The 25,101-nt window shown below is 45.8% G+C and carries 31 protein-coding genes and 1 pseudogene; 23 read left to right on the forward strand and 9 right to left on the reverse strand.

Annotated features, from left to right (window positions below; translation table 11 throughout):
* Positions 1–172: 172 nt before the first annotated feature.
* The 4 genes from pstB (at position 173) to Q7V21_RS11565 (ending at position 3,898) form a co-directional block, all read left to right on the forward strand.
* Complete coding sequence (gene pstB / locus Q7V21_RS11550) at positions 173–937, forward strand: phosphate ABC transporter ATP-binding protein PstB (protein ID WP_304917493.1); 765 nt, start codon at positions 173–175, stop codon at positions 935–937.
* Between the two features lie 23 nt (positions 938–960).
* Positions 961–1,677, forward strand: coding sequence for a phosphate signaling complex protein PhoU (phoU, locus tag Q7V21_RS11555; RefSeq protein WP_304917442.1), 717 nt, complete (start codon positions 961–963; stop codon positions 1,675–1,677).
* 73 nt (positions 1,678–1,750) lie between these two features.
* A complete protein-coding gene (gene ppx / locus Q7V21_RS11560) occupies positions 1,751–3,313 on the forward strand; it encodes an exopolyphosphatase (protein WP_304917443.1) in 1,563 nt (520 codons plus the stop codon).
* A gap of 54 nt (positions 3,314–3,367) precedes the next feature.
* A complete protein-coding gene (locus tag Q7V21_RS11565) occupies positions 3,368–3,898 on the forward strand; it encodes a hypothetical protein (protein ID WP_304917444.1) in 531 nt (176 codons plus the stop codon).
* Positions 3,899–3,942: 44 nt separating this feature from the next.
* Here Q7V21_RS11565 and Q7V21_RS11570 read toward each other — a convergent pair whose 3' ends face one another.
* The gene (locus tag Q7V21_RS11570; protein ID WP_304917445.1) at positions 3,943–4,347 is read right to left on the reverse strand and encodes a cytochrome c; all 405 of its coding nucleotides are present in this window, start codon (positions 4,345–4,347) and stop codon (positions 3,943–3,945) included.
* A 305-nt stretch (positions 4,348–4,652) separates the two neighbouring features.
* Here Q7V21_RS11570 and Q7V21_RS11575 point away from each other — a divergent pair, with 305 nt between their 5' ends.
* The 5 genes from Q7V21_RS11575 (at position 4,653) to Q7V21_RS11595 (ending at position 8,554) form a co-directional block, all read left to right on the forward strand.
* A complete protein-coding gene (locus Q7V21_RS11575; protein ID WP_304917446.1) occupies positions 4,653–5,405 on the forward strand; it encodes a sulfite exporter TauE/SafE family protein in 753 nt (250 codons plus the stop codon).
* A gap of 15 nt (positions 5,406–5,420) precedes the next feature.
* A complete protein-coding gene (locus Q7V21_RS11580) occupies positions 5,421–6,359 on the forward strand; it encodes a sigma 54-interacting transcriptional regulator (RefSeq protein ID WP_304917447.1) in 939 nt (312 codons plus the stop codon).
* A gap of 94 nt (positions 6,360–6,453) precedes the next feature.
* The gene (locus Q7V21_RS11585) at positions 6,454–7,287 is read left to right on the forward strand and encodes a thymidylate synthase (RefSeq protein WP_304917448.1); all 834 of its coding nucleotides are present in this window, start codon (positions 6,454–6,456) and stop codon (positions 7,285–7,287) included.
* Entirely contained in the window at positions 7,284–7,721 is a 438-nt protein-coding gene (locus Q7V21_RS11590; protein ID WP_304917449.1) for a hemerythrin domain-containing protein, read from the forward strand. Before Q7V21_RS11585 ends, Q7V21_RS11590 begins: the two co-directional genes overlap by 4 nt.
* 95 nt (positions 7,722–7,816) lie before the next feature.
* Entirely contained in the window at positions 7,817–8,554 is a 738-nt protein-coding gene (locus tag Q7V21_RS11595) for a cytochrome b/b6 domain-containing protein (protein ID WP_304917450.1), read from the forward strand.
* Positions 8,555–8,561: 7 nt separating this feature from the next.
* Here the strand turns inward: Q7V21_RS11595 and Q7V21_RS11600 are convergent, their stop codons facing one another.
* The 3 genes from Q7V21_RS11600 to radC form a co-directional block, all read right to left on the reverse strand.
* Positions 8,562–9,698, reverse strand: coding sequence for a PepSY domain-containing protein (locus Q7V21_RS11600; protein WP_304917451.1), 1,137 nt, complete (start codon positions 9,696–9,698; stop codon positions 8,562–8,564).
* 62 nt (positions 9,699–9,760) lie between these two features.
* Positions 9,761–11,791: a TonB-dependent receptor gene (locus Q7V21_RS11605; protein WP_304917452.1), complete on the reverse strand. Its 2,031-nt coding sequence runs from the start codon at positions 11,789–11,791 to the stop codon at positions 9,761–9,763.
* 122 nt (positions 11,792–11,913) lie between these two features.
* Positions 11,914–12,588 (reverse strand): DNA repair protein RadC, encoded by a 675-nt coding sequence (gene radC, locus Q7V21_RS11610; protein ID WP_304917453.1) that lies wholly within the window; start codon positions 12,586–12,588, stop codon positions 11,914–11,916.
* Positions 12,589–12,739: 151 nt separating this feature from the next.
* On the opposite strand from radC, the gene Q7V21_RS11615 reads away from it, so the two are divergent.
* The 11 genes and pseudogenes from Q7V21_RS11615 (at position 12,740) to Q7V21_RS11665 (ending at position 18,574) form a co-directional block, all read left to right on the forward strand.
* A complete protein-coding gene (locus Q7V21_RS11615; RefSeq protein ID WP_304917454.1) occupies positions 12,740–12,961 on the forward strand; it encodes a hypothetical protein in 222 nt (73 codons plus the stop codon).
* The gene (locus Q7V21_RS11620; protein WP_304917455.1) at positions 12,954–13,241 is read left to right on the forward strand and encodes a type II toxin-antitoxin system RelE/ParE family toxin; all 288 of its coding nucleotides are present in this window, start codon (positions 12,954–12,956) and stop codon (positions 13,239–13,241) included. The genes Q7V21_RS11615 and Q7V21_RS11620 overlap by 8 nt, the downstream gene beginning before the upstream one ends.
* Before the next feature lie 215 nt (positions 13,242–13,456).
* Complete coding sequence (locus Q7V21_RS11625) at positions 13,457–13,786, forward strand: DUF1493 family protein (RefSeq protein WP_304917456.1); 330 nt, start codon at positions 13,457–13,459, stop codon at positions 13,784–13,786.
* A gap of 514 nt (positions 13,787–14,300) precedes the next feature.
* Complete coding sequence (locus Q7V21_RS11630) at positions 14,301–14,972, forward strand: hypothetical protein (protein ID WP_304917457.1); 672 nt, start codon at positions 14,301–14,303, stop codon at positions 14,970–14,972.
* A 29-nt stretch (positions 14,973–15,001) separates the two neighbouring features.
* Positions 15,002–15,094, forward strand: a complete 93-nt coding sequence (locus tag Q7V21_RS11635; RefSeq protein WP_304917458.1) for a hypothetical protein — start codon at positions 15,002–15,004, stop codon at positions 15,092–15,094.
* Positions 15,095–15,136: 42 nt separating this feature from the next.
* Positions 15,137–15,790, forward strand: coding sequence for a hypothetical protein (locus tag Q7V21_RS11640; RefSeq protein ID WP_304917459.1), 654 nt, complete (start codon positions 15,137–15,139; stop codon positions 15,788–15,790).
* A gap of 262 nt (positions 15,791–16,052) precedes the next feature.
* On the forward strand, positions 16,053–16,538 hold the full coding sequence (locus Q7V21_RS11645) for a hypothetical protein (protein ID WP_304917460.1): 486 nt from the start codon (positions 16,053–16,055) through the stop codon (positions 16,536–16,538).
* A 216-nt stretch (positions 16,539–16,754) separates the two neighbouring features.
* Positions 16,755–17,393 carry a dihydrofolate reductase family protein gene (locus tag Q7V21_RS11650; protein ID WP_304917461.1) on the forward strand — a complete coding sequence of 213 codons (639 nt, stop codon included), beginning with the start codon at positions 16,755–16,757 and terminating at the stop codon, positions 17,391–17,393.
* Between the two features lie 68 nt (positions 17,394–17,461).
* Positions 17,462–17,776 carry a nuclear transport factor 2 family protein gene (locus Q7V21_RS11655; protein WP_304917462.1) on the forward strand — a complete coding sequence of 105 codons (315 nt, stop codon included), beginning with the start codon at positions 17,462–17,464 and terminating at the stop codon, positions 17,774–17,776.
* A gap of 173 nt (positions 17,777–17,949) precedes the next feature.
* Positions 17,950–18,087: pseudogene (locus Q7V21_RS11660) on the forward strand (steroid delta-isomerase); the annotation flags it as partial.
* An 85-nt stretch (positions 18,088–18,172) separates the two neighbouring features.
* Positions 18,173–18,574 (forward strand): GFA family protein, encoded by a 402-nt coding sequence (locus Q7V21_RS11665; RefSeq protein WP_304917464.1) that lies wholly within the window; start codon positions 18,173–18,175, stop codon positions 18,572–18,574.
* Between the two features lie 36 nt (positions 18,575–18,610).
* On the opposite strand, the gene Q7V21_RS11670 is transcribed toward Q7V21_RS11665, so the two are convergent.
* Positions 18,611–19,108: a DUF2938 domain-containing protein gene (locus Q7V21_RS11670; RefSeq protein ID WP_304917465.1), complete on the reverse strand. Its 498-nt coding sequence runs from the start codon at positions 19,106–19,108 to the stop codon at positions 18,611–18,613.
* A 79-nt stretch (positions 19,109–19,187) separates the two neighbouring features.
* Between Q7V21_RS11670 and Q7V21_RS11675 the strand changes: the two genes are divergently transcribed.
* The 3 genes from Q7V21_RS11675 (at position 19,188) to mdh (ending at position 20,990) form a co-directional block, all read left to right on the forward strand.
* The gene (locus tag Q7V21_RS11675; protein ID WP_304917466.1) at positions 19,188–19,628 is read left to right on the forward strand and encodes a helix-turn-helix domain-containing protein; all 441 of its coding nucleotides are present in this window, start codon (positions 19,188–19,190) and stop codon (positions 19,626–19,628) included.
* A 55-nt stretch (positions 19,629–19,683) separates the two neighbouring features.
* Positions 19,684–19,911, forward strand: coding sequence for a DUF6434 domain-containing protein (locus Q7V21_RS11680; protein WP_304917467.1), 228 nt, complete (start codon positions 19,684–19,686; stop codon positions 19,909–19,911).
* 134 nt (positions 19,912–20,045) lie between these two features.
* The gene (gene mdh, locus Q7V21_RS11685) at positions 20,046–20,990 is read left to right on the forward strand and encodes a malate dehydrogenase (protein ID WP_304917468.1); all 945 of its coding nucleotides are present in this window, start codon (positions 20,046–20,048) and stop codon (positions 20,988–20,990) included.
* A 126-nt stretch (positions 20,991–21,116) separates the two neighbouring features.
* Here the strand turns inward: mdh and Q7V21_RS11690 are convergent, their stop codons facing one another.
* The 4 genes from Q7V21_RS11690 to Q7V21_RS11705 form a co-directional block, all read right to left on the reverse strand.
* On the reverse strand, positions 21,117–23,279 hold the full coding sequence (locus Q7V21_RS11690) for a TonB-dependent siderophore receptor (protein WP_304917469.1): 2,163 nt from the start codon (positions 23,277–23,279) through the stop codon (positions 21,117–21,119).
* A 351-nt stretch (positions 23,280–23,630) separates the two neighbouring features.
* On the reverse strand, positions 23,631–24,092 hold the full coding sequence (locus tag Q7V21_RS11695; protein WP_304917470.1) for a hypothetical protein: 462 nt from the start codon (positions 24,090–24,092) through the stop codon (positions 23,631–23,633).
* Position 24,093: 1 nt separating this feature from the next.
* Entirely contained in the window at positions 24,094–24,549 is a 456-nt protein-coding gene (locus tag Q7V21_RS11700; RefSeq protein WP_304917471.1) for a cytochrome c, read from the reverse strand.
* Positions 24,542–25,084, reverse strand: a complete 543-nt coding sequence (locus Q7V21_RS11705) for a methylamine dehydrogenase light chain (RefSeq protein ID WP_304917472.1) — start codon at positions 25,082–25,084, stop codon at positions 24,542–24,544. The genes Q7V21_RS11700 and Q7V21_RS11705 overlap by 8 nt, the downstream gene beginning before the upstream one ends.
* Positions 25,085–25,101 lie beyond the last annotated feature (17 nt).

The raw sequence follows: 25,101 nt of genomic DNA on the forward strand, positions 1-25,101 counted from the left end.
ATCAGTATCCGTAACCGCTTACGCGAACGTTATCGCAGTGCGTCCGATTAATGCTCAATGCATCCTGTAATTAAACGAGTATATGACTATGAATTCACAAGCAACTAACGCCACCCCGATTCGCGTTTCATTAAACCAATCTCGCGGTGGAGAAGAACGAGAAGTTTTGCTGATGGCAAATGAAACACCAAAGATCCAGGTAAACGATTTAAATCTTTATTACGGAAAAGATCAGGCGTTGAAAAATATTACGCTGACTATTCCGGAAAAAAAGGTCACGGCATTTATTGGCCCTTCCGGTTGCGGTAAATCAACCTTGTTACGTTGTTTCAACCGAATGAATGATTTGGTGGATAACGTCACTATCACCGGTGAAATGCTGATGGATGGTTTTGAAATAAACGATCCGAAAATCAATGTCGCTGAATTGCGTCGTCAGGTCGGCATGGTATTCCAGAAGCCAAATCCGTTCCCGAAAACCATTTATGAAAACGTTGCTTACGGCCTGCGTTTGCAAGGCATCAATGATCGCCAGACGCTGGATAAAGTGGTTGAGAAATCACTGAAAGGTGCAGCGTTGTGGGATGAAGTCAAAGACCGTTTGAATGAGTCTGCAATGGGTATGTCAGGTGGTCAGCAACAGCGTCTGGTAATTGCCAGAGCCATCGCGATTGAACCGGAAGTAATTTTGCTTGATGAACCGGCCTCAGCTTTAGATCCGATTTCAACTCTGAAGATCGAAGAGCTGATTAACGAACTGAAAGATCAATACACCATTGTTATCGTTACCCATAACATGCAACAAGCGGCGCGCGTTTCTGATTACACCGCCTTTATGTACATGGGCGAGATGATTGAGTTTGGTGCCACCGACCAGTTGTTTACCAATCCAAGTGTTAAACAGACTGAAGATTATATTACCGGCCGTTACGGCTAGGCTGCAGGTTCAGGAGATCCTTTATGGCTACAAATAAATCACAACATATTTCGCAACAGTTCGAAAAAGAGCTTCAAGATATCCGCAGCCGTGTACTTGCCATGGGTGGCTTGGTAGAACAACAAGTCTCCAAAGCGATGGAAGCGTTGGTTACCGGTGATGCCGAGCTGGCTCGCCAGGTTATAACCGATGATGAAGACGTCAATAAAATGGATGTCAGCATCGATGAAGACTGTATTCAAATCATAGCGCTGCGTCAGCCTACTGCCAGCGATTTACGTTTGGTAACCGGTATTCTGAAAACCATTACCGATCTGGAACGTATCGGCGATGAAGCAGTACGAATTGGCAGAATGGCACTCAACCTTGCTGAAAAAGATCGTCCAAAAAAGAATTACCGTGAGCTGCATGCTTTAGGTCAGCATGTGTCCGGTATGTTGCATAGCACGTTGGATGCGTTTGCCCGTTTTGATGTGGATTCGGCTTTGCAGGTAGCGCATGAAGATCGTCAGGTGGATGCTGAATATGAAGGCATCATCCGTCAGCTGATGACCTACATGATGGAAGATCCCCGCACAATTAGCCGGGCGATTGACATGATGTGGTCAGCACGCTCACTGGAACGTATCGGCGACCATTCACGCAATATTTCTCAGCACATTATCTATCTGGTTGAAGGTAAAGACGTCAGGCATTTATCTGCTGAAAAAATGGAAAAAGTGGTTAAAGGCGACGAATAATTTTCTCTCGGCACGACGTTGCCCGTATTCATTATGAATGCGGGCTTTTTTTTGGGCCAAATTCTGAAAGTTCGTGGCGTCCCTCGACGTAGTCAGGCAAAATGCCAGCAAGTTGGTAAAAGCTGAGTTTATGGAAACACCAGAAGATTTTGATGTTCTCGCCGCTGTTGACCTCGGTTCTAACAGCTTTCATATGATCATCGCCCGATTGCGTGACGGGCATTTCCAGGTAATGGATCGGCTGCGCGAGATGGTGCAGCTTCGGGCCGGACTGGATAAACATAATATGTTGTCTGAAGAGGCACAAACACGTGCAATTGCCTGTCTGGAACGCTTCGGTGAACGCATTCGTCATTTGCCTGCCGGTAAAGTACGCATTGTTGGCACCAATACCTTACGTGTGGCTGAAAACAGTCGGGAATTTCTGCGTAAAGCCCGTCAGGCTCTAGGTCATCCCATTGAAATAGTCACCGGTGAAGAAGAAGCACGGCTGATTTACATGGGTGTTTCACGTTCATTAGCCTTTGATAACAGCCGCCGATTGGTAATGGATATTGGTGGTGGCAGCACAGAGTTTATTATCGGTGAAGGTCTCGATGGGTTGCGCCGTGAAAGCCTGGAAATGGGGTGTGTCAGTTTCACTCAGCGGTTCTTTACCGATGGCACCGTCAGTCAATTACGGATGCAGGCGGCATTATTAACTGCTGCTATCAAACTACGATCCATTCAACGACCTTATCAAAATCTTGGCTGGGTTGAGGCTGTCGGCGCTTCCGGCACCATTCGCACCGTCGCCAGTATTGCAACTGCGCAGAGCTGGAGTGAAAACGGCGTTATCACCACCGAAGCTTTAGATAACATTATTGCCCATATGGTCGAAGCCGGTCATTACGCTAAATTTCAACTGGAAGGCTTAAGTCCGGAACGTGCCAATGTGCTGGCCGGGGGAGTCGCCGTGTTAAAGGCATCATTTGATCGATTAAAAATTGATCGGATGATTGTCTCAGATGGCGCATTGCGTGAAGGTTTGCTTTACGACCTGCAAGGTCGTATTCAACATGATGATGAACGTGACCGCACGGTCAATTCCTTGGCCCGCCGCTATCACGTTGATGAAGCCCATGCTGATCGAGTCAGTAAAATGGCTACCGAGTTGTATCATCAGGTTGCGGCTGAATGGGAAATCAGTAGTGAAGAGCATCTGCATCGTCTGCAATGGGCGGCCAAATTGCATGAAGTTGGACTGGCCATTTCGCATTACCAATATCACAAACATTCTTCTTACTTAGTTGCCCACTCTGATTTACCGGGTTTTTCACGCGAAGAGCAACAGGCACTGGCGGCGATGGTAAGAGGGCAACGCCGCAGTTTTCCGCGTAAACATATCAAACAATTGTCGGATGATATGCAGCAGTCGACTATGCGTTTAACCATTTTATTGCGATTATCCCTGGTGTTTAACCGGGGCCGTAGCGAAAAAACTGACACCCATGTTGGCCTCAGTATGCATCGCAATTCATTGATCTTGACCTTACCAACGGGCTGGCTGGAAGAACATCCTTTAACAGAAGCTGATCTAGTGCAGGAAAGACAAGAGCTGAAAGAAATTGATCTCCGCCTGAAAATTCGTGACTAAAACGGAATTTCGCCTCGTAGCAACAGTCAATACTGCATGCGCGAGGGCATGATCATGTTGCGAGCAGTTTCAGTATTAGTATCAGGCTTAATGTTTTCTCTGCCAGTTTGGGCAGAAGAAGCGCTTTACTTCAGTGAAACTGGTGAGCGCTTCAGCATCAGCCAGACCAAAGATGGCAAATATTGGGCAACGCTGATTATCAGCGATAAACACACCGCCAGCTTTGCCAATAATGAATTAATTCTTTTGCAACTGGATGATCAAGCCCCAATTTCTTTGGAGCATGGGAATTTGAGTTGTGGCTCACCCGCCAAGGCTGAGCAAACTGTATTTTATGAGTTTTCCACTTCAGCTAACGGGGTGTTTGCAAAATCTGAATCCCAACCATTACCGAAAGGATTCGACCAGGTCAGGCAGCGTGATGTGTTTCGATCAATTACCGCCGATCGGCGTGCTGAAACGGTTGATTTTGAGTTGAGTGATAAAACTGTCACCGTGCAGCAATTAGAATCAGCCAACACATTGAATTTTCGTTTTGTTACCGATGATGAAATTCGGCGTCAGGCAACGTTTAAGCTGCAATAAAACAAACACAGGATCTGGCAACTTGCCAGATCCTGTGAGTCGTACTATTTAGCTTTAGTTGGTTTAACCTCGCCAATTGCACCATCAGCACGAGCTTTCAGATAAGCATAAATTTGATCCATGCCCTCCATTACTTGGGCATTGCTCTCCCAACCCGGCATCATGCCGATTTGCCCCATCTTGCCTTTGGCTACCGTGGTAATAAACTCATCTTTGGAAATAACATTTAAGCTTTCAGCCAGATTTGGCCCTACCATGCCTTGAGCAACGGTGCCATGGCAGCGTGCACACCAATTGCGATAAAGTTTATAACCATTAAAGGTTTCACTATCCAAAGCATGTCCATCGGTTACGGTGTAAGGTTTATCATCTGCATGACTGAATGCGCTAAAAGCCAGCAAACTTGCCATAATGGCCAAAACACTTGGTTTTAGTATGTTTTTTTTCATATTGTTCCTCACAAATATCAATAATCAGGCCATTGAGAGTAATCTGCTTTTAAAGTCAGGAGACCGGTATTCAAGACCTGTTATCACAACGGTCAAAACCATGAAATGTGTAAACTGCTGTGTTAATTGACATGGTTCTGTACTATTCAATCTGTTTTTAACATCATACTCTCTACCTTCAAGACTATTTTAGTAATTACTAATAAAGGAAAATGTGTTTTTTGCAGCGCTAGTAGGGCAAATCACACAATAATTAAAGGGTTAAAGTGATAATCTGTGCGCTAGTTGAAATTCAGGCTTAATAAATGGATGCACTCACGACATCGTTGGTCACGGCTTTCTTGCTAGGTTTATTCAGCTCGGCGCATTGCATTGCTATGTGTGGATCGGTCATTGGTGCGTTGACGTTGACCCTGCCCGTCGAGATCCGCCAACAACCTCGTAAAATGTTTCCGTTTGTCTTTAACTATAATGTTGGCCGAATTCTCAGCTATGCCATTGCCGGTAGTATCGTAGGCTTTCTTGCTTCTCCATTAGCTCAGATCAATGGCCTTTCAGTATTACGTTATCTTTCAGTTTTAGTGATGATCGGCATGGGCTTGTATCTGGCCGGATGGTTTCCCAAGTTTGCTCATGCCGAAAAAATTGGTGCGCCGATCTGGCGTAAGCTACAACCCATTGGTCAAAAACTGCTTCCTGTTCGTACCTTAAAACAAGCCTTTTTATTAGGTGCAGTATGGGGCTGGTTACCGTGTGGTTTGGTATATGCCGGGCTTGCCGTAGCAGCAACGACGGGTGATCCTTTATATGCTGCTTCAGTGATGCTGGCATTTGGCTTAGGCACTTTACCGGCAGTAATGGGGGCTGGAATGTTTGCCGGAATGTTGGCTTCATTAGCGCGTAATCAACTGTTTCGCAAACTTGCTGGATTATTGATCATCGTGATGGCTTTGTTGCTATTGTTATGGCCACATGGCGGGCATCATGATCATGAACAAGGGGAGGCAACTCCTTCAACTGAGATGGAATCTGGCCATGATCATTCCCACCAACATTAAGTTGAGCGCGCCAACATGACGATGGAAATGATTGGTCATTCACCCCAAATCACACATTTGCAACGTGTGTTACCAATGATTGCTTTGAGTGATGCCAGCGTATTGATTTGTGGAGAAACTGGTACCGGTAAAGAACTGGTTGCCCAACGTCTGCATCAATTAAGTCGCCGTGCCGATAAACCGATGGTGACGATTAACTGTGCTGCATTACCGGCGCAAGATACCGAAGTGGATTTATTTGGTCGTGCCAATGCTGACGGTGAAGTGATTGAACCGGGACGACTACTGGCCGCGCAGGGCAGTTCGGTATTTCTTGATGAAGTGGATGCTTTGCCATTAAGTGTGCAGGCCAAAGTACTGCGCTTTCTCGAAGCTGGAGAATGTCAGCTAGCGGGTAGCCATAAATTACATCTTATTGATGCACGAATTCTGGCGGCTTCCAGTGTTGATTTACCTGCCGAAGTCAAAGCCGGGCGGTTTCGTGCTGACTTATATTATCGCCTGCAAGTGGTGCCGATTGAATTACCGGTGTTAAAACAACGCAGTGAAGATATTCCGTTGTTGTTGAATTATTTCGCCAAACAATTTGCTGGCAATAATGCGCCATTACGTTTTGCCAAGGAAGCCGTGCAACAATTGCAACGATACAGCTGGCCCGGCAATGTCCGTGAATTATCCAATTTCTGTCAGCGACTCAGCTTATTACAGCCGGGCATTATGGTGCAGTTAAAAGATTTACCCTCTGAAATGCAGCAGAAATCACTTTCCGCTCCGCAGCAATTTAGCATCCCACCAGAAGGTATTGATCTGGCGCAACTGGAGCTGGATTTGATCGAACAGGCGTTGGAAATGGCAGCCGGAAATCGCTCTAAAGCCGCCAGATTATTAGGTATTACCCGCGATACATTGCTATATCGCATGCAGAAATACGGCCTCTCTGACGAAGCTAAATAATCTAAAGGGGCTATGAAAGACCAGACCCTTGGCCCGTGCGTCCAAAGCACTTTTGGTTTACAGTAGCGGCACTGCAACAAATGAGAAAACAAGCATGAAACAGTATCTCGATTTACTTCGTGATGTGATGGAAAACGGTGTAGATAAAGGCGACCGCACCGGTACCGGTGCCCGCTCGGTATTTGGTCGACAAGTTCGTTATGACTTGGCTGAAGGCTTTCCGTTACTGACTACCAAAAAACTGCATATTCGCAGCATTCTGCACGAACTTCTATGGTTTCTCAGTGGCGAAACCAATATCTGTTACCTGAAAGAAAATGGTGTATCGATTTGGGATGAATGGGCAACACCTGATGGCGAACTCGGCCCGGTTTACGGTGCTCAATGGCGTAACTGGCAAGGTGCGGATGGGAAAAAATATGATCAGATTTCAGCCTTAGTCGAAGGGCTGAAAAACAATCCCGATAGCCGCCGCCATATTATCAACGGCTGGAATGTCGCTTTGCTACCAGACGAAAAACAAAAACCCTGGGAAAATGCAGCCGCTGGCAAAATGGCTCTGCCACCGTGTCATGTGTTGTATCAGTTTTATGTTGCCAACGGTAAGCTCAGCGCGTCTTTGTATATCCGCTCAAATGATCTGTTTCTGGGTAATCCATACAACACGGCCTCACTGGCATTTTTGACACATATGCTGGCCCAGCAATGTGATCTGGATGTTGGTGAAATCGTGCTCAGCATTGGTGATGCACATATTTATAGCAATCATTTCGAGCAGGTTGAAACTCAGTTGCAACGCACGCCAGGCCCATTACCTAAACTGAAAATTCATCGTAAGCCCGATTCCATTTTTGATTATCGATTTGATGATTTTGAAATCGTTGATTACGTGGCACAGGCGCATATCAAAGCCCCGATAGCCGTATGATTGAAAAAGCCCAAAAACCTTTATATATCGTCTGGCAGGACAAGTTTCTGCAAAACGAACCTATCATTGATGAACAGCATCGAGGTGCTGTCGCGATTATCAATTCCCTGCATTACTTCATACAACAAGGTTTTACACTGCATCAGTTAAAGCCAACGGCACAGATATTGAAAAATTATTTGAATTTTCATTTCATGACGGAGCAGGGAATTTTAGAAGCTCTCGAATGCCCATTAATGAAGCAATACAAAGCAGAGTCGGCTAAAACCTTAAAAGACTTTGATGAATGCTATTTAAAGGGTATGTCCGAGAAAGATCCGACAATATTACTGATTTGTCTGAGAAACTGGTGGCTACAGCATTTGGAATTACATGAAAAAATTACGCCGTTTCTGCATCAGTGGAAAGGTGATTACTGCCGGGTTACTGAATAAATATGACGCTGCATGGTGCGTTTAACAGACCTTAAGTTTTTAGTAAGAATCTTGGGTTAGTCTAAACGCCACTGATTGATTTCAAGGAATACAGCATGACACAACAAAACTTAAAATCTTATCGAGTATGGGATAGACCGGTCAGGATCTTCCATTGGGTCGCGGTGTTGACCTTCATCCCGATGGTTGCCCTGGGGCTGGTAATGATGTTCAGCCGTGATTTAGGCATTTCAGCCGAGTCGAAAGTGTTGTTAAAAGCCATCCATATCTGGATTGGTTATGTGTTTTTCTTGAATATTGTCGTTCGTATTATCTGGGGTTTTTGTGGCAATCGTTTTGCCAGGTGGAAGGCAGTTTTACCGTTCGGCAAAGTGTATAAAGCGCAATACGCTGCTTATCGTGAAGCGCGTAAAACCAAACGTAAACTCAACTTTCTTGGGCATAATCCGCTAGGGCGCTGGAGCGTCATGGTGATGTTATTCCTGATGACTGCACAAAGTGTCACCGGCCTGGTATTAGGCAGCACGGATTTATATATGCCGCCATTTGGCTCGCATATAAAAGCCTGGGTGGCACAGGATGAAGCTTCAATGGCATTAATTGTGCCCGGCGATCGGGAAACCGGTATCAACCCAGAGGCCTATCAGGAAATGCGTGAGTTCCGAACCCCTTATCGCAGTTGGCACACTTACATTTTTTATCTGTTGATAATCTCGGTGGTGGTGCATATTGCGGCGGTTGTCAGAGCCGAGAAGATAGAGGGCAGCGGGCTTACTTCAGGCATGATCACCGGCAACAAGGTGTATTCAGAAAAGCCTTTCGACGCGGATTAAAAAATTGTTAAGCCGGGTGGCGGCTGCTCACCCGTCGCCTTGCCCGACGTTTTTGTAACCAACGGATCAAACCGGTCACAAATAAAAGCAATGGTAAAAAGCCGGCGATAAACACCAGAATCCGCCCGGTCATGCCAAACACTTCGCCGTTATGCAGCGGATGCAACCAGTGCATTAATACATCGCCACCCGTATCTTGTTTGGTATCACGAAAAGCCAGAATGTCCCCAGTTAATGGATCAACCCACACCTGAGTACGGGGAAAACGCCGACTTGGTTCGCCATCCTGATATAACGCAATTCGCCAAGCTTTCTGCTTAGCTAATCCCGGAGTTTCAACCCAACGTAATTCGGCTTGGGGAAATTGTTTTTTTGCAATTGCCACAGCTTGATCGGCAGTAATCGCTGAAGCATTTTCGGTGGCAGTTAATGCAATCTTTGGTGCACTGGTTAACTCCGAAAAGGGTTTCACCAGCATGGCCGTTTCATCAGGCAAGGCCAATGCCGCACCGGTCAGACTTAAAATCAGCAAAAACACCAAACCATAACTGCCGGTGAGCACATGCAAATCATAATTCAGTCGTGCTTTACCCGAGCGAAGCTGAGGTTTTAAAGCGTGTTTCAACCCAGCCCAGCCGGGCCACCATAACCAAATCCCGGAAATAAACGAGATCAATGAAATCAGCCCGATGATGCCAATGGCGATTTTGCCGGGTTTTTCCAGCAGCAGACTGTAATGCAGATCGTAAATCCAGGTCATTGCATAATCACCCCACAACCGTGAGCTGGTGACTTCCAGCGTTGTGGGATCAACGGTCAACATTAATGGTGCAAAGTGTTTCCCGGTTGATTCAACCGGCGTGTAATAACGCGCCATAATTGGCCAGTTATCATGCATCGGTTGTTCAATACGCCAAGGACCATCACGGGTTGGATGAGCCTGTTGCAGGGCATCAAGAATAGCTTGCTGGGCAGGAAGTTCGTACGGAACAGTTGTCGGCTCAATCTGCGGATTAATGATCTGATCGATTTCCAGATAAAACACCAGAATACTGCCGGTCAACCCCAGCAATAACAGTAAGGCACCGATACTCAAACCGAGATATAAATGAATGCTCAGCCAGATTCGGCGGGCGTTTTTCATGTAAAGCTGTCCGATTTTGGATAACGCGCCGCCAGAATTTGGCAGCGCGTGTGTAAAAAGTTTTAGAAGTCTACCTGAATCGAGCCATACACAGCACGTCCATCACCGGGTGAGTGCATGCTTTCAGTATTTAGCCAAACGTATTCATAATAACGATCAAATACATTTTTTAGTTCCAATGCCAGTTTTACTTTGGAGCTAACGGCATAACTCGCCGACGCATTAACCAAAACGTATTGCCCAAATTTTCGTGTGTCATTGTCTACTGTCAGGTAGTAATCATCTTGTGCACTAACCCAGCTGGAAAGTTTCAGTTTTGAATTCGCTTGATAATCGATACCCGCATCTATTAAGTAACTTGGCACATGATCAATTTCATTGCCTTTGGAACCTGGTTTATCTGAGCCCGCCTTAAGTATTTCTGAATCCTGAAACGCAGCGGCAAACCATAAACCTAATTTTTCCGTAGCCTGTGCATTAAACTGAACATCAACGCCGCGACGTTCGGTTTTACCAATATTCTCACTGTCATTATTGGAGTCACCCAGTTTCGTTTTGAACTCCCCTGAGGCAACCTGCTGCCAAACAGCAACGCGACCGTTTAACCAGTCGGTGGGGGTAAACTTCAGCCCTATTTCCCAGCCTTCATTAATAGACGCATCCAAATCATCGGAGAAGATGTTTTTCCGGTAGCTGGCGGCACCCGAGGCGACTTGAAACGTTTTCCCCCAATTACCGTAAACCGCATAACGGTCCGTCAGCGAATACACCGCACTGAATTTTGGCTGACTGATATTGCCATAATCGTTTATTTCCCGACGTACTCCAGCATCATTAAGGCTGCCGCGAACCGTATCTACTCTGAAAGCCGGTACCAGTTTTAACTTTTCTGTCGGTTTATAAATGGCTTGGACAAAGCCGCCATAGATATCAAAGTCAAACTTTTGATTGCGAGTCTGGGATGTGCGATTTCTAAAATCATCCACAATATAACGGCGGCTTTCGTTGTCCTGAAACTCGGCGCTAAGTCCACCCATCAAGGCAAATTCATGTGCCCAGTCAACATCAGGTCGCCAAGTAAGAGTGCTTAGCGCGCCTTTATGATCTTCCTGAGTGATGCGTTCATTATGATTACCACCTGCGGCAAAGGTCACATAGCGATATTCATCAAGCTGATTGAGATAAGCCTTGGTATTCCAAAACAAATCATCGCGTAAATCAACATCCAGATGTGCACTGAATTGATTCATCGAGCGATCCCCACCGTCCGGAGCATTGTGCGGACGGGACTGTTTCGGATCATCCCGAGATTCTGCACGGGTTAAATAGCCCGCTTCTTCAGCATCAGCTCTGCCATGCCGGGCGATAAAGCCAATCTGGGCACGACCACTTTCTGGGGTATAAAACCATTTACCCGAAAAGGTGCTTTTTTCGATATCACTATGATCACGGTAACGATTTGAATTTAGATAACTGATGGCATAATTTTGGGAAAAACCATTGTTTTCGATACCACTTACAAACTGAACATGACGTGTGTCAAAGCTGCCGTAGCTGACTCGCCCTTTATTATAGTTGCCACCTTGCTGGGTCCGTATGTCGGCGTTCCCAGCAATGTTGTGCAATCCATAACGTGGGTCATTAGTACCGCGAACGACTTCAATACTTTCAATTTCGAGTGGTGTGAGCAATTCCAGATAAGGCATGTTGCCTGAATTCTGGTTACTCGGCACTCCATCAATCAGCAATTTGACCGCATTGATTTCGCCTTCACCATTGAATCCACGAAAAGAGATTTTTCCCGACTCATTACCCATGCCAAATTGCGTCAGCATCACACCGGGCATTTGTTCAAACAGTTGCCAAGTGTGGTTCACATTTTGATTTTCAATACGATCTTTGCTTAAGACATCAACGGAAGTCGACAGATTACGAGAAGTGAGTGGTCCGTTATGGTCCGATGACACCACCATACTCCCTAAGCTAAGACTGGCATCATCCAGCAGGTTGGGAGATTGGGCAGAAGCCCCATTGGCATAAATTACGGCCAGAGCAATGCTGATCGGTTTGAGTGTTTTAGTTATCGTCATCATCGGTTCACACTTAATATAGATAGATGGGAGAGTAAGTTTTACAACCCCAAAGAATACCGTTCTGCTCGCCAGCAAAAATAGGTGATATGCACTAATAGTGCGGCAAAAACCCTAATTTTTACTTAACAATGCCCTAATTCAGCTAATGAAGTAGTTTCAGCATCACCGACAATAATATGATCCAGCACCCGAATATCGACTAATTCCAATGCACTGCGTAAGCGCTTAGTGATCTGGATATCCGACTGACTCGGCTCCGCCACACCGGAAGGATGGTTATGAGCAAATATCACTGCAGCCGCATTATGTTTCAACGCCTGCTTCACTACCTCACGCGGATATACACTGGCCCCATCAATCGTGCCCCGAAATAACGGCTCAAAGCTTATCAACCGATGCCGGGTATCGAGAAACAGACAGGCAAATACCTCATGCGGAAAATGGCGTAACTGTCGTTGCAAATACAGCCGGGTGGTTGCAGCATCGGTAAACGCATTACCTCGCGTTAACGTCGATTCCAAATGACGTCGACTCATCTCCAAAACCGCCTGCAACTGCACAAACTTCGCCGTACCCAAACCATGTTGCTGACAAAACGTATGATGGTCAGCCTCCAGCAAAGCCCGTAAACCACCAAAGTCAGCAAGCAGTTTTCGAGCTAAATCCACAGCCGAAATCCCAGTCACACCCGTTCGAAGAAAGATAGCCAGTAACTCGGCATCTGATAAAGCTGCAGCCCCTGATTGAAGCAGTTTTTCACGCGGCCGTTCATCTGCCGGCCAGTCCTTGATTGCCATGATTCGCTCCCTGCGATTTTGGATTTTAAAGAAACTTAAATGTAATAACCGGACAAGTTAAAAACAATCTCAGATCACCTGTTTTGTGAACTGTGACTTTTTGTGGCAACTTGCTACAATTGCATCAAACTGAATCAAGAGGAGATATCTCATGGCAACATCAAGTGTCAGACTAGATCAAGAGTTCGTTGAGAAAGCAAGCATCATGGCCAAAGCCTTTAATCGCTCAACGCCGAAACAGATTGAGCATTGGGCAAAAATCGGTGAAATGATGGAGGACAACCCAGAATTGCCGTATGAATTTGTAAAACAAGCCATCATTGCCAAAGCCGAAAAAGAGGCCGGAAAGCTTGAGGCTTATGATTTTGGCTAAGATCATACAAGTCTTACAAACACCGTCTTTTAAAAAAGCAGTCAAAAAACTGCATGCAAATCAAAAAAAGGATTTAGATAAAGCAGTTAAGGAATTAATGAAAGATCCGAAATTAGGCGAACAGAAAAAAGGTGATTTGGCTTTTCTTCGGGTATATAAATTTAAGATGGCAAAGCAATTAATGTTATTGGGATACAGCTACCAGGAGAAAGCGATAGTTTTAGAATTAATTGCACTTAATTCGCATGAGAATTTTTACCGGGATTTGAAAAATAACTAGTTTAATAGCAGTACTTTGAATCTTTAAACTCGATGAGTCCTAAATTAATCGTGAATGATTCACGATTAATTATTTCGATTATAGTTGGCTAAAAATAAGATATTTGATTTCAATCAGTTAACAAAGGCAGATGAAATTGAAAAATAATTATGATTCATTCACATTAATAATTATTATGAGGTCGCAGACCTCATTAACATACTGTTACATGCCTTATGGAATCTGAAGTTATTGCATTTTTATCCGAATTTACGGGCGTAAAGTCGGAGAATATCTCATCTGACACATTGATCAACGATGATCTAGGTGTTGACGGCGATGATGGGTTTGAGCTGCTAGAGAAATTCTCGGCACGATTTGGCGTGGACCTTAGTCCAATCTCTGAAACCTACTTTGGTCCAGAGGGGTTTTCGGTTGGCTTTCTGGTTCTTTGGCCTTACTATTTGTACCGGCGAATCAAAGGCTATAAACCTCAAACTATCGCTCCGCTACCGGTAAGACAACTCGTAAAGTCCGCGGAGGCAGGGAAATGGGTCAGCATGTAACAAACGGCATCAGTCGGACAGCATACACAACGCGGTTTTGTGTTACTCGCTGACGCTCAAACAGTAACACAAAACCGCTCCGTTACGGCTGCCGCTGTGCCGAGGCGTTAGGGCTGGCTGCATATATGCGCAAAACCATAGTCATTGTCGTAGGCATCTTAGCGATGGGCTTGGTAGCCGTTGTCTATCTACTTCAGGTTAGTGGGGAATGGCAAGCCACTACTAACGTGCGTATTGGGGTTTTCGAGATGGAGTCAGAAGCTGCATATCAGCATGCGCTTAATAAGCCTTCCCCAACTCCAATCGTCGTTCTGGAGTCAGGCATTCAGGTATCGGTGTTGCGGGATAGGTACGGTAAAGATTACTGGTCTTGCTACATAGAGACTTCCGAAGGAGTTCGAGGATGGGTTCTTTGTACGTCTCTAACACCAGATCCCGCATGAGCCCTGCATATTGCTAACAAGTGTAGGCAAGGGACGCTCCTGACCCTGCTACAAACGTTAGAATTCAGCTTATGACCTCTACATCCTTATTAAAAATAACAGGCCCATGGTTTCATGGAACCATGCATCATTTCAATACATGGGGAAACCCTCCACTTGAACCACATTCAAAAGCATTGATCCCGCATTCATTTATCTCACTTAGCAGCAACCTTGGATACGCCGAACTACATAAAGGGCCGCATGGAAAAATATGCACAGCAATGTTGTCACCCGCTGCTAAAACTCTAGACCTCCGAATAAAATCACCGGATTCATTGCTGCTTTACAACAAAATAAGATCAACCCGCCTAGGTTCTAAATATTATGGGCTGGCCTCCTATACTAATTGGCATAATGCTTGTGTAGAAGGAAGCATTTTACGATTTATTTTTAGCAGCAGAAATGACCATCCAAAATTGTTTGCACAGCAAGACATCATAAGGCACTCCATAAATAATAAAGCCGTATCAGAAGCAGTGATTTATACCCATAACTTCACCCGAGAATGGATTGAAACAGTAATTAGCCCTGCTAAAAAAATGGGCTACGATGCCGTTATTTGCAATGAATTAGAAAAATCATTGAGCCCAATTGCGAGCACGCAACTATTTGTATTCAACGCTGAATACTTATCCGCGCCGAACTGGGAAGTCTCTATAGAGCCCAACCTGCTTAAAAATTCTAATGAATTATTACTCTGACCCCAAACTTATTCCTGACCCCAAACTTATTGGGAAACAGTTACCAAGATAAAGCTATAGTTTTGGAATTAATTGCACTTAATTCGCATGAAAATTTTTACCGGGATTTGAAAAATGATTAGGTTAATAGCAGTGCTTTGATGACTTAACATGGACAGATGAATATGCAGATAAATAGCACCAGCATTGGGTTATTCGTGACGGTAGTAGGCTCCTTTCTCGGAATGTTGGCATTTAAGGATGATCAGCCTGCCTCGTCTATGCTTTATGCAACCTGCTTGGCCCTATTTGTAAGCTCAATCTTTTTTGCGGCAACCGTTATTGCTCCAGAAACTAGAAGAAGGCACAGAATCCGCAGGGGACTTCGAAAGCAATACCGCTCCTTTAAAAGACGATGCGTTGATTTGTTCTTAATATCTTCTAAATCCCAAGATTACCAAGACCGCAATAACTTGCTCGATCATCAGGAGTTCAGAAGATACTTTTCCATTAGGGGTGACAATGACCAATCACGGTGGGGCCTTGTTATAACTAGTATTGATGACCAAGACTACATTTTTGATGAAATCGTGAGAGAGCTGGACTTTCTTAGCCGAGAGATTGATTTCGCCCGCTCCTCCGTAGATATAGATGATTTGGCCGTTGAAGATTTTCTCATCAACTTGAGCCAGGTCATTCATACCATCAAAGCCGCGGAGGCCAATTCAGATGATTACAAGCATTTTTCTAGAACTCTTTGGAGTATCTTCACGCGATGGAACTTCATTGACGGCCAGTTAGAAGAAGACATCATAGAGTCTATGATCGAGAGAATTTAAGGTTATTTGCGATATTTGGAGCCAGTGTAAAACTAGCTGCCACCCAGAAATTGATATTGGGGTAAGAGTAAAAACTCACTAAATCCTTAAATAATGAATTATTACTCTGCCTCCAAATTTTTAATCAGAGAAAAACGTTGAAATGAGTCTTAGCATAGCTAATAAGATCAAGCACAATCACCTCGAAAAGCGCGGGTTGGATGGCCTACCCTATGTTTCGGCTTCCTGTGCTGGCGGCGTTAGTTGATGAAAGGTTGCTCCTATGAGTTCAAATAACAAAGAAATAGTGTTGCAGCCTGCAAACATCGTTGCTCATGTTGAGGGGCATTGGTTAAGGCGTTACGCTGAGGATTTCCTTGCTGCAGCTCGGGCGTTTAAAGCACCTAATAATCGGTTTTCACCGGTTCGGTATTATTTGATTTGCCATTCCATCGAATTGGCGTTGAAGGCTTATCTTTTCACTGCGGGATACAAGAAGAAAGATCGAAAAAAATTGAATCATGATTTGGTTGAGGCATTAATCGCCGCAGAAAAAAACGGCTTGTCTGAGTATTTTCAAATCACACTCAAAGAACGAGAATCGGTCGAAAAGGCAAACGCGCTTTATCCAAAGAAAGAGTTTGAATATTTCGAAAGCCTGAAAACAATCTATGATCCGCATGAGTTCGATCTTGATGTACTTGATGAGTTAGCACAGAGGCTAATCGAAAAGATTGAAGAGCCGATTAAGGCAACATTCTTTGAATAACGAGCGCATCTTGGAGGTAATCAAGGGGTAATCAAGGGGTAATCAAGGGGTCAGCCAACTTGATTTACTAATTTTACAACCATTAATTCAAACTGAAGCTGCTTGCTTCCGCGTTTAAGCCCCTCAGATACATAGTGGAAACTTCGATAAAACTTGTCGATTATCCTCCGCGATTTTCGACTAGAAACACACAGTTTAAAAATGCGGGGAAAGATAATGAGCAAAGTATTCGTAAACATCGGACTTAGTCTTGATGGTTACATGGCCCCGGAAGGTATGACTTTGGAGAATTGGGGGAGACCCGAGTTCAAGGACTGGGGCGCAAAGTGGGGGGCGATGATGAGCTGGGTTCTTGAACTGCAGTACTTTCGCGAGAATCTCAAGTTCGGACCTCGCGGTGAGACCGGTCCGGTCAATGATATGTTTCGTTACACCATGGAGCGTAGCGGTGCCAATATCATGGGTAAGCGCATGTTTGAGCAAGGCGAGGTTTCATGGCCCGAAGAGGCTCCGTTTCATACTCCTGTATATGTTCTTACCCATGAGACGCGTGAACCTTGGATCCGACCAGGCGGGACGACATTCTACTTCGTCAACGACGGACCGGAGAGTGCCCTTGAGCAGGCTAGAGAGTCTGCAGGCAATCGCGATATTCGTATCTCGGGTGGTGCGGACGTAATTCAGCAATACTTGGCTATGGGAGTCGTTGACGAGTTGGAAATTGCCTTGACGCCTTTATTGTTCGGCGGTGGGCGGCGTCTGTTCGAAAACCTGCCTGAGTCTGGATCGCAGTTTCGCATTGATAAGGTTCTTGATAGTCCAGCCGCCACACATTTACGCTATGTACGAGTGTAAATCTGGCTAAAATCGGTTGCAGCGGACGAGCTGGTGAACACTGTGCCAGGTCTCACAAGGAACGAGTTATGGAACCAAAAAAAGTTGTAGAAGCATGGGTCGAAGCCTTTAGCAAGGCAGATGCCGATCTCATTTCAAGCTATTACTCGGATGATGCAATCAACCACCAAGTTGCCAACCCCGTGGTCTCTGGCAAAGATGCAATACATGCTATGTTCAGGCAGGAGTTTGCAGTAGCCGAAATGGTCTGCATCGTAGAAAATATTTTTCAAGATGGTGAGTGGGCGATATTAGGGCCTGTTTATCTTTCAGAGCCACCACTGCTGGAAACTATTTTTTCGTCCAACAAGGCGGAAATGATGCGATGTAGTTGTTCTACATAAGTCATTTCCAACGCCGTAGGGCGGAAAAATAGTCCCAGCCCTGCGGGTTGTGACTGAAAATGCACCACTCCGTGTTGCTCGTCGTTTATTTAGAACGACTAAACTACACTCCTCGCGCCTTGATTGGTTGATTTTCAGTCACAACAGAGGCGGCTATGAAAAATAAACAAGCCCTAAAATGGAAAGATCCTCTTGGTTTGCGTGGCTGTGGATTCTTTCATGTCCAACATGGAAAAATTGTATTTCAAAGAGGGTATTGGGATAAGTTGTCATTTTTGAAGCAACACGGGCTTCCAATTCCGTATGACTAATAATTATCAAGATCCTAATATGTTGCTGTTTGTCACCATCACGCGGTTGGGACAACACATTGGCTATTAAGAAGAGAAACTGTTCATGAGTTTGAAGGGAAGTTGTCTGTGCGGTGGTATCCGCTATGAAATTGATGGCGAACTTAGCCCTGCGATGTTTTGCCATTGCAGCAAATGCCGAAAGTCGAATGGTTCTGCTTTTGCACTAAATGCTCCATTTAAGTCGTCTGATTTCAAGTTATTGACAGGAGAGCATCATTTAAAGAGTTACGCCTCGTCAGAAGACGCCAGGCGCTTCTTTTGTGGAACCTGTGGTTCGCCAATCTACAGTATGCGTATATCAATGCCGGAAGTTTTTAGGCTTCGAGTGGGGACTTTGGATGATGACATAGCAATAGAAAAGCTTTGTCATATCTTTGTTGCTAGTAAAGCCGCATGGGATGAGATTCATGATGATTTACCGCAATTTGCAGAACGTCCCGAGTAACCTCTACTAACAACAGTATCGCGGCTGTTGGAAAAGTTATTGCCATATTGAGCAAATAAACTTCACTGCCCAGCCGGATGCATATAGGCCGAGCCCAAAAACTATATGGGTTATAAGACTCTGCAGCCGGGCAGAATTTGGGTTTTGTGTTCGGGACGCAGCAATACCGGCTCCCATACCCGGCTGCATCAGCAGAAAGGGGGCAGCAACAGTGCCTACGCCAACGACGAGTGCGGGTCCAATCGTTGGGCTTTGAATCCATGGCTCTCCACCGATAGCGATTAATAAAGCAGCGAATGCGATGCCTGTCAGGTAGTGGATGATCCATCCTATAAGTTGTTCTCCGCGTATGGGGGGAGATGCCGCAATAGCGTCATGACGAAATTGTCCATGTGCCATGTGAGCTATCCAGCGTCCTACCATTCCATAGTTGGGAGAGGGGATGCCGAGCAGTGACTTACGCACGATGCTCCACAAATCCATCACGGCAGTCGCTCCAATACCTATCCATACTATAAATAAGAGATTGCTCATACTTCACTCCTCTGCTTGTCTTGGTTCCGAGCTGGTGATAGCTTACAACTTCAAGTCGACTTGAGGTCAAGGGGTAATTATGGATATCGCTGAAGTAGCCAAACGCTCTGGTGTTCCAGCCTCGACGCTGCGCTTTTATGAGGAGAAAGGGTTGGTAAGCTCTATAGGCCGGCAAGGGTTACGCCGGGTTTTTAGTGCCAATATCATAGAGCGATTGGCGTTGATTGCATTGGGGCGTGCTGCAGGGTTTTCGCTGGATGAAATTGCCCGGATGTTAGGGACGAAAGGCAACCCGAATATTGATAGAGAGTTACTGGTGGATAAAGCCAAAGAACTTGAGAGCACCATCCAAAAGCTAACAGCGATGCGTGATGGTCTTCGGCATGCTGCCGTGTGTTCTGCACCAAGCCATATGGAATGTCCGAAGTTTCGTCGTCTGCTCGGATTAGCGGCATATGGGGCGATTAGTAGAGATGGCAAAGGCAAGTTGTCACAAAAACGGCACTCTAACAAAACATAGGCCCGAATGAGCCGGTGAATGCGGCGTTATGTTTTATATAAGTGAGGAACTGTCTGTGAAGAATAATTTTGACTGGCACGGCGATAGAATTACCCAAGAAACCCCAGTAACAAGTACCTATCGAAATACTCAAAATGTCCGTCGATTTTTAGAGGAAATCTGTGGGCCAGGCTTTAAGTTTAATCGGGAATTTATGGCTTGGATAAAAGACGGAAACGCCAAAACAATGGGCGATGTGGCCTCAGAATGGCTACGCCGAGAGCAAAACAAAAAAGCTTTCTGATTAATTTGGAGCCTGCAGAGGTGCAAGGTTTCAAGCATCTCGATTTTATATTTATAACTTAACTGGTAAGTTATTATTTCTAATATGAAATTGGTATTCAATTCATAAATAGCCCGACAAAGTAAGGAAACAATGTGCAAAACAAAATTGCTCTCTACGGTGCTGGAAATGTCGGTGCCACCACGGCCCACTGGTTAGCTCAAAAAGAATTAGGCGATATCGCCTTATTCGATATTTATCAGCAGATCGCTGAAGGTAAAGCACTGGATCTGATGCAGTCCGGCCCGGCGGCTGGTTTTGATGCGAAGATTACCGGCAGCAATCACCCTGAAATCATTGCTGATGCCAATATTGTAGTGGTTTCTGCTGGTGTGCCACGGCGTAAAGACCCTGAAACCGGTAAATATCCGGGTCGAGACGAGTTAATCAAAATCAATCAGGTAGTAATGGAACAGGCGGCTGAGAACATCAAACGCTATGCCCCCAACAGCATTGTGATTGTTGTGACCAACCCGATTGAAGCTATGTGTCATGTGGTGAAACAAATTACTGGCTTCCCTGATGAACGCATTATCGGTCAGGCGGGGGCATTGGATACCACCCGTTATAAAGCGTTTATCGCGATGGAGCTGGGTGTCAGTGTTAAAGATGTAAATGGTCTGGTCATTGGTGGCCATGGCGATGCAATGGTGCCTTTACCCACGCATACCACTATTTCCGGTATTCCTATTTTGGATTTGATCAGTGAGAAACGTCTGGAAGAAATCATTTATCGCACCGCGCATGGTGGTGGAGAGATCGTGAATTTGCTTGGCTATAGCAGTTATTACGCTGCAGCAGCGGCCACCGCTCAAACCATTGAATCGATATTGAAAGATCAAAAACGGCTTATTCCAAGTGTGGTTTATACCCAGGGCGAATACGGCTACACGGATTTATTTATTGGCCTGCCCGCTATTTTGGGATGCAAAGGGGTGGAAAAAATTATTGAACTTAATTTAGATTTTGATGAAAAAGCCAAACTCGAACATTCCATGAATGCCGTGAAAGAAGTGGTTGCGTTGTTGGGGTATAACTAAGACATAAGGTTGATGAATGGAAGAGCTCAAGTTTGAGCCCTTCACGAATAAACCAATGAAATTCACGTGACATCATCCCCGCGAACAAGTGAATGTTCGCGGGGTGAGTTCGCAAAGCTATATCGGTTAAAACCCGGCTCGCAGACTAAGTGAAACACTACGCGGTTCACCGTAAATGTTGTAGCTGTTCAGCCCGCCAATACGCTCGTAATATTTGCGATCTGTCAGGTTGTTCACAGCAAGCGTAACACTGGTATTTTGGGTGATGTCGTATCCCAGTTGTGCGTTAAATACAGCGTAGCCGCTTCCTTCCCTTAATCCTTTTTCACCAGATCCAATGATTGCTGAGTTGGCCGTCATGCCGCCGCTGGTGCGCCATGGGGTTCCAGCAAATCGATAGGTGCCATAGAGCTTGAGCGAGTGTCGAGGTTCAAACAATGAGAAACGTTCACCTTCCCTGAGCCGGTCAACCTCGTAGCTGCTCGTCAGATAGGCATAACCTGCCATCAGTTGCAGGTTTGCGGTTGGGCTGCCGCTGACTTCAAACTCGGCACCTTTTACTTCGACTTCTCCAGCAGAAAGGAAGAAACCCGGGTTGGCGAGATCGTTAAACGCACGGTTGACATCACGGGTACGGAACACCGATGCGCCAAACTGCAGCTTACCTTCATTGGCTTCGGCTTTGACACCAACTTCAATCTGTTTACCTTCACGTGGATCAAGGGTTTTTCCGCTGATATCCATTTGCGACTGCGGCATAAAGATATCGGAGTAACTGGTATACACCGCCAGTTGCTGGTTGATGCGATAGACCACACCGGCATAAGGCGTGAACGTATCACGTTCGCGGGTTCTGACATCCCAAGGAGTGATAACAGGTGAGGGCGCAACATTACGGCTACGTGTAGTGAAATTGCTTAAACGGCCTCCCAGCACTACTGTCAGTGGATCCGTTACAGATAATCTGAGCTGACCATATATACCATTCTGCCGTGTTTCATAGCCGGACCCCCTTACGTAGGGTTTAACGCTGTTTTTGGGTACTAAATCTGAACGGTCGAACGGAACTCCAATAATGCTGGAGTTAGCGCCGTATAACGTTTCACCGCTATAACGCTCGTAGTTGGAACCCAATGTCGCTTCGTGCTGCCTGCCAAGTAATGAAAACGGACCTGTACCGTAGATATCAAGCGATTTACGTGTGGACTCGTCGTCCCAACCGCGTCGCATGTAGCTGCCAATCATTCCTGTCTGTGGATCAACACCTGTGGTCGGAAAGGTATCATTTAAGTGCCACTTTCGTTCAGCATGTCCAACGATAGCTTTAATCATCCAGCCATTTTCAAGATGATGTGCCCCTTCGAATCCGATAGTGGTATTACGTGTCTCATAGGTCGCCCAAGATGGCATGGGATTAGTGGAGCGAGATGTATCGATAAGACTGCCGTCGGTATAGGTTGGAAGCCCTGAGAATGGACTGGTTTTGTCATCCTGAGAAGCTACATGAAATGAGAAAGTTGTAGACGGGCTAAAATCGTAGTCCAATGTGCCGTATACAAAGTCTTTACGGCTAGTTGCATCATCATAATAGAACTCACGATCCTGGATGGTGGCAACAAATCTTCCCCGCAGGCTGCCGTCGTCATTCAATGGTGTTCCCGCGTCGACCTCAGCTCGATTATTCGACCAAGAACCATGTGTCAACGCCACAGAGCCCTGTGTTTTACTAGGCGCACGCTTACGAACAAAGTTAACCGTACCTCCCGGTTGTCCTGAACCTTGAAATAAACCGGCCGGACCCCTCAATACTTCCACCCGATCAAACATCGCCAGATCATATTGCTGCGAAGCATTCAATCCACCAAAAGCCGGTACGCCGTCGTAACTAGGTTCCAGAAAATAACCACGTGAACGAATCTGGAAAGTAGCACCATCCCAAGGAGTAACGGTGACACCAGTGACCTGAGCTAATGCATCTTCTACCCGGACTAGATTTTGATCTTCAATTCGCTGGCGTGTGATTACACTCACTGAGTTAGGGATTTCCATCACAGGTACAGCGGCTTTACCGCCTATAGTCAATACCGGTGATGCATAGCTGCCGCTTCCTTCGGTAGTTGCATCGGCCAAGCCTCTGACGGTTACGGTAGGCAAGGTCTCCTCATTTTCAGAAGCTTCCTCCGCTTTGCTTTCTGCAGCTGCAGAGTATGCCCAGCCCAACGTAACGCTGAGTAGAAGCAGTTGTCGTAGGGAGGGCGGAGACGGCCGCCAGCGCGGCAAATTTTCCATGAAATCATTACAAATAAAAGGTTTATTTTTCATTTTAGGTCTCAGTAAACAAGTGAAAATTGCGATGAGCGGCCAGCGACGTTACATGGCGGCAGGTTTTAGAGGTTAGCTGTTGATTTGATGCATCATATCATTATATGGAGCGGTTATTCTAAGGAGCGGTCGTTTCACTCTTGGAGTGAAACGGTGGGGGGAAATCGTTGAACTTAATTTAGAGAAGGATGAAAAAACAAATTTCAGTATTTGGGCAAAGCTTGAGAGCTCTAGCAGTTTGGTTAGGTTATAACTTAGGCAATTTGGTCGATATTATTGATTTAAATATGAGGCTCAACTTCAGTTTTTGATCAGCGGTTACGGCCACGGATAGTCGGCCACTTCTTTGCCTTCTTGTTTGTATTGCTCAGCAATTTCCCGGCGGTAGCTGACCACGTCAGCAATATCTTTGGCGCGAAGTTGGCTGACTTCTGCCGCAGTAAAAGGCGTGTAGTCGATAGTGTTATCGCCCCAAAGCTCGACGATATAATTCATCACTTCTGCGATTTCGGTTGAGTTTAAACCAGAGCTGACCACGCCGGGCACATGCATAAGATAGGTACGGCCTTTGGTGTCAGAGGTGAATGCATTGATTAACTGTAACGGCGGGATTCCGCCTGATGCTGAGCCGGTGCCATCCATTGCATGACAACCGGCACATTTTAATATGTAGCTGATAGTGGCACTGTAACGAGCCGGTTCGGCACACACTGGTGAAATAAAAGATACACCTGTTAATGCCATTAAGCCCAATAACTGTCGAAGGTGTTTGCCCGCCATATTACGGTTGCTTGCGTATCGCACGAAGTTCGGTGTGGGACAGCGGTGTGGCTTTTAATTTGTCGATCAAAGCAACATCCGGTATTGCCTCGCTACCGTTTAAGGTTGTGAGCACATACTCAGCAATTTTGACCAGATCCTCACTGGCAATCATCGATTGAGGTGGCATGACCATGGCCTGGTATTTAATACCGTCAACTATAATGGTGCCACTTAATCCTGCGGTCATGACACCAGCAATATATTCATTGCCTTTTGAGCCAAGCCGTTGCCATAACTCCGGGTTTTGTAATGGTGGTGCTAAGCCGGGTATGCCGACGCCGGCATCACCATGACATGCAGCACAGGTATTTGAGAACAAGTCTGCACCGCTGATGTCGGCTGCCCACCCTGTCGATGAACTGGCTAACAGAACCAATACCGAAACCAGAGCCTGCCGGTAGCGGGTTTTATTCATCGACAATTCCTACCAGCAGGGCGACAGTGCAGTAATAGCCTTTGTTTTCATTGGCCATACACCAGTTAATATCGTTATGCAGACCCATACGATATCCAGGCCGTTCGTCCTGACTGGTAAAGCAGAAGGTGCTGCCGACCAGAGCTGCTTTACCACAACAGTCATTGTAGGAAACCAGATAATCCTTTTCATCATCGGGGTTACGGCAAGTACCTACCCAGGCGACTTTTGAGGCATCTGATCCGGGAGGGCATGAGGTGTTGGTGCCACCGGAATCATTGCATAACGTGCCGTCTAAAGCGCAATAACGCCAGTAATCACAAGAGGTTTCATCAAAAACGGACGAACCATCTGCGGCATAAGCCTTGCCCATTGAGCGATCAAACGGCAACACCGGAAACAACGCACTGGCTACCATTAAACCGCCGACCTTCGACAAAAATCCTCTTCGACCATGCGTCTCTGCACTTTTACGGGCTTGCTTTTCTGCACGGCTATCCAGCATCTGGAGCATTTTTTCAAGTTGAGTGAACATGGATGTCTCCTTGGTCT

Source organism: Methylophaga sp. (genome assembly GCF_030651745.1).

Bases quoted from the DNA above. Each gene is read 5' to 3' on its own strand.
- pstB (WP_304917493.1), top strand. From the start codon at position 173: ATGGCAAATGAAACACCAAAGATCCAGGTAAACGATTTAAATCTTTAT.
- phoU (WP_304917442.1), top strand. From the start codon at position 961: ATGGCTACAAATAAATCACAACATATTTCGCAACAGTTCGAAAAAGAG.
- Q7V21_RS11565 (WP_304917444.1), top strand. From the start codon at position 3,368: ATGTTGCGAGCAGTTTCAGTATTAGTATCAGGCTTAATGTTTTCTCTG.
- Q7V21_RS11570 (WP_304917445.1), bottom strand. From the start codon at position 4,347: ATGAAAAAAAACATACTAAAACCAAGTGTTTTGGCCATTATGGCAAGT.
- Q7V21_RS11575 (WP_304917446.1), top strand. From the start codon at position 4,653: ATGGATGCACTCACGACATCGTTGGTCACGGCTTTCTTGCTAGGTTTA.
- Q7V21_RS11580 (WP_304917447.1), top strand. From the start codon at position 5,421: ATGACGATGGAAATGATTGGTCATTCACCCCAAATCACACATTTGCAA.
- Q7V21_RS11585 (WP_304917448.1), top strand. From the start codon at position 6,454: ATGAAACAGTATCTCGATTTACTTCGTGATGTGATGGAAAACGGTGTA.
- Q7V21_RS11590 (WP_304917449.1), top strand. From the start codon at position 7,284: ATGATTGAAAAAGCCCAAAAACCTTTATATATCGTCTGGCAGGACAAG.
- Q7V21_RS11595 (WP_304917450.1), top strand. From the start codon at position 7,817: ATGACACAACAAAACTTAAAATCTTATCGAGTATGGGATAGACCGGTC.
- Q7V21_RS11600 (WP_304917451.1), bottom strand. From the start codon at position 9,698: ATGAAAAACGCCCGCCGAATCTGGCTGAGCATTCATTTATATCTCGGT.
- Q7V21_RS11605 (WP_304917452.1), bottom strand. From the start codon at position 11,791: ATGATGACGATAACTAAAACACTCAAACCGATCAGCATTGCTCTGGCC.
- radC (WP_304917453.1), bottom strand. From the start codon at position 12,588: ATGGCAATCAAGGACTGGCCGGCAGATGAACGGCCGCGTGAAAAACTG.
- Q7V21_RS11615 (WP_304917454.1), top strand. From the start codon at position 12,740: ATGGCAACATCAAGTGTCAGACTAGATCAAGAGTTCGTTGAGAAAGCA.
- Q7V21_RS11625 (WP_304917456.1), top strand. From the start codon at position 13,457: ATGGAATCTGAAGTTATTGCATTTTTATCCGAATTTACGGGCGTAAAG.
- Q7V21_RS11630 (WP_304917457.1), top strand. From the start codon at position 14,301: ATGACCTCTACATCCTTATTAAAAATAACAGGCCCATGGTTTCATGGA.
- Q7V21_RS11640 (WP_304917459.1), top strand. From the start codon at position 15,137: ATGCAGATAAATAGCACCAGCATTGGGTTATTCGTGACGGTAGTAGGC.
- Q7V21_RS11645 (WP_304917460.1), top strand. From the start codon at position 16,053: ATGAGTTCAAATAACAAAGAAATAGTGTTGCAGCCTGCAAACATCGTT.
- Q7V21_RS11650 (WP_304917461.1), top strand. From the start codon at position 16,755: ATGAGCAAAGTATTCGTAAACATCGGACTTAGTCTTGATGGTTACATG.
- Q7V21_RS11655 (WP_304917462.1), top strand. From the start codon at position 17,462: ATGGAACCAAAAAAAGTTGTAGAAGCATGGGTCGAAGCCTTTAGCAAG.
- Q7V21_RS11665 (WP_304917464.1), top strand. From the start codon at position 18,173: ATGAGTTTGAAGGGAAGTTGTCTGTGCGGTGGTATCCGCTATGAAATT.
- Q7V21_RS11670 (WP_304917465.1), bottom strand. From the start codon at position 19,108: ATGAGCAATCTCTTATTTATAGTATGGATAGGTATTGGAGCGACTGCC.
- Q7V21_RS11675 (WP_304917466.1), top strand. From the start codon at position 19,188: ATGGATATCGCTGAAGTAGCCAAACGCTCTGGTGTTCCAGCCTCGACG.
- Q7V21_RS11690 (WP_304917469.1), bottom strand. From the start codon at position 23,279: ATGGAAAATTTGCCGCGCTGGCGGCCGTCTCCGCCCTCCCTACGACAA.
- Q7V21_RS11695 (WP_304917470.1), bottom strand. From the start codon at position 24,092: ATGGCGGGCAAACACCTTCGACAGTTATTGGGCTTAATGGCATTAACA.
- Q7V21_RS11700 (WP_304917471.1), bottom strand. From the start codon at position 24,549: ATGAATAAAACCCGCTACCGGCAGGCTCTGGTTTCGGTATTGGTTCTG.
- Q7V21_RS11705 (WP_304917472.1), bottom strand. From the start codon at position 25,084: ATGTTCACTCAACTTGAAAAAATGCTCCAGATGCTGGATAGCCGTGCA.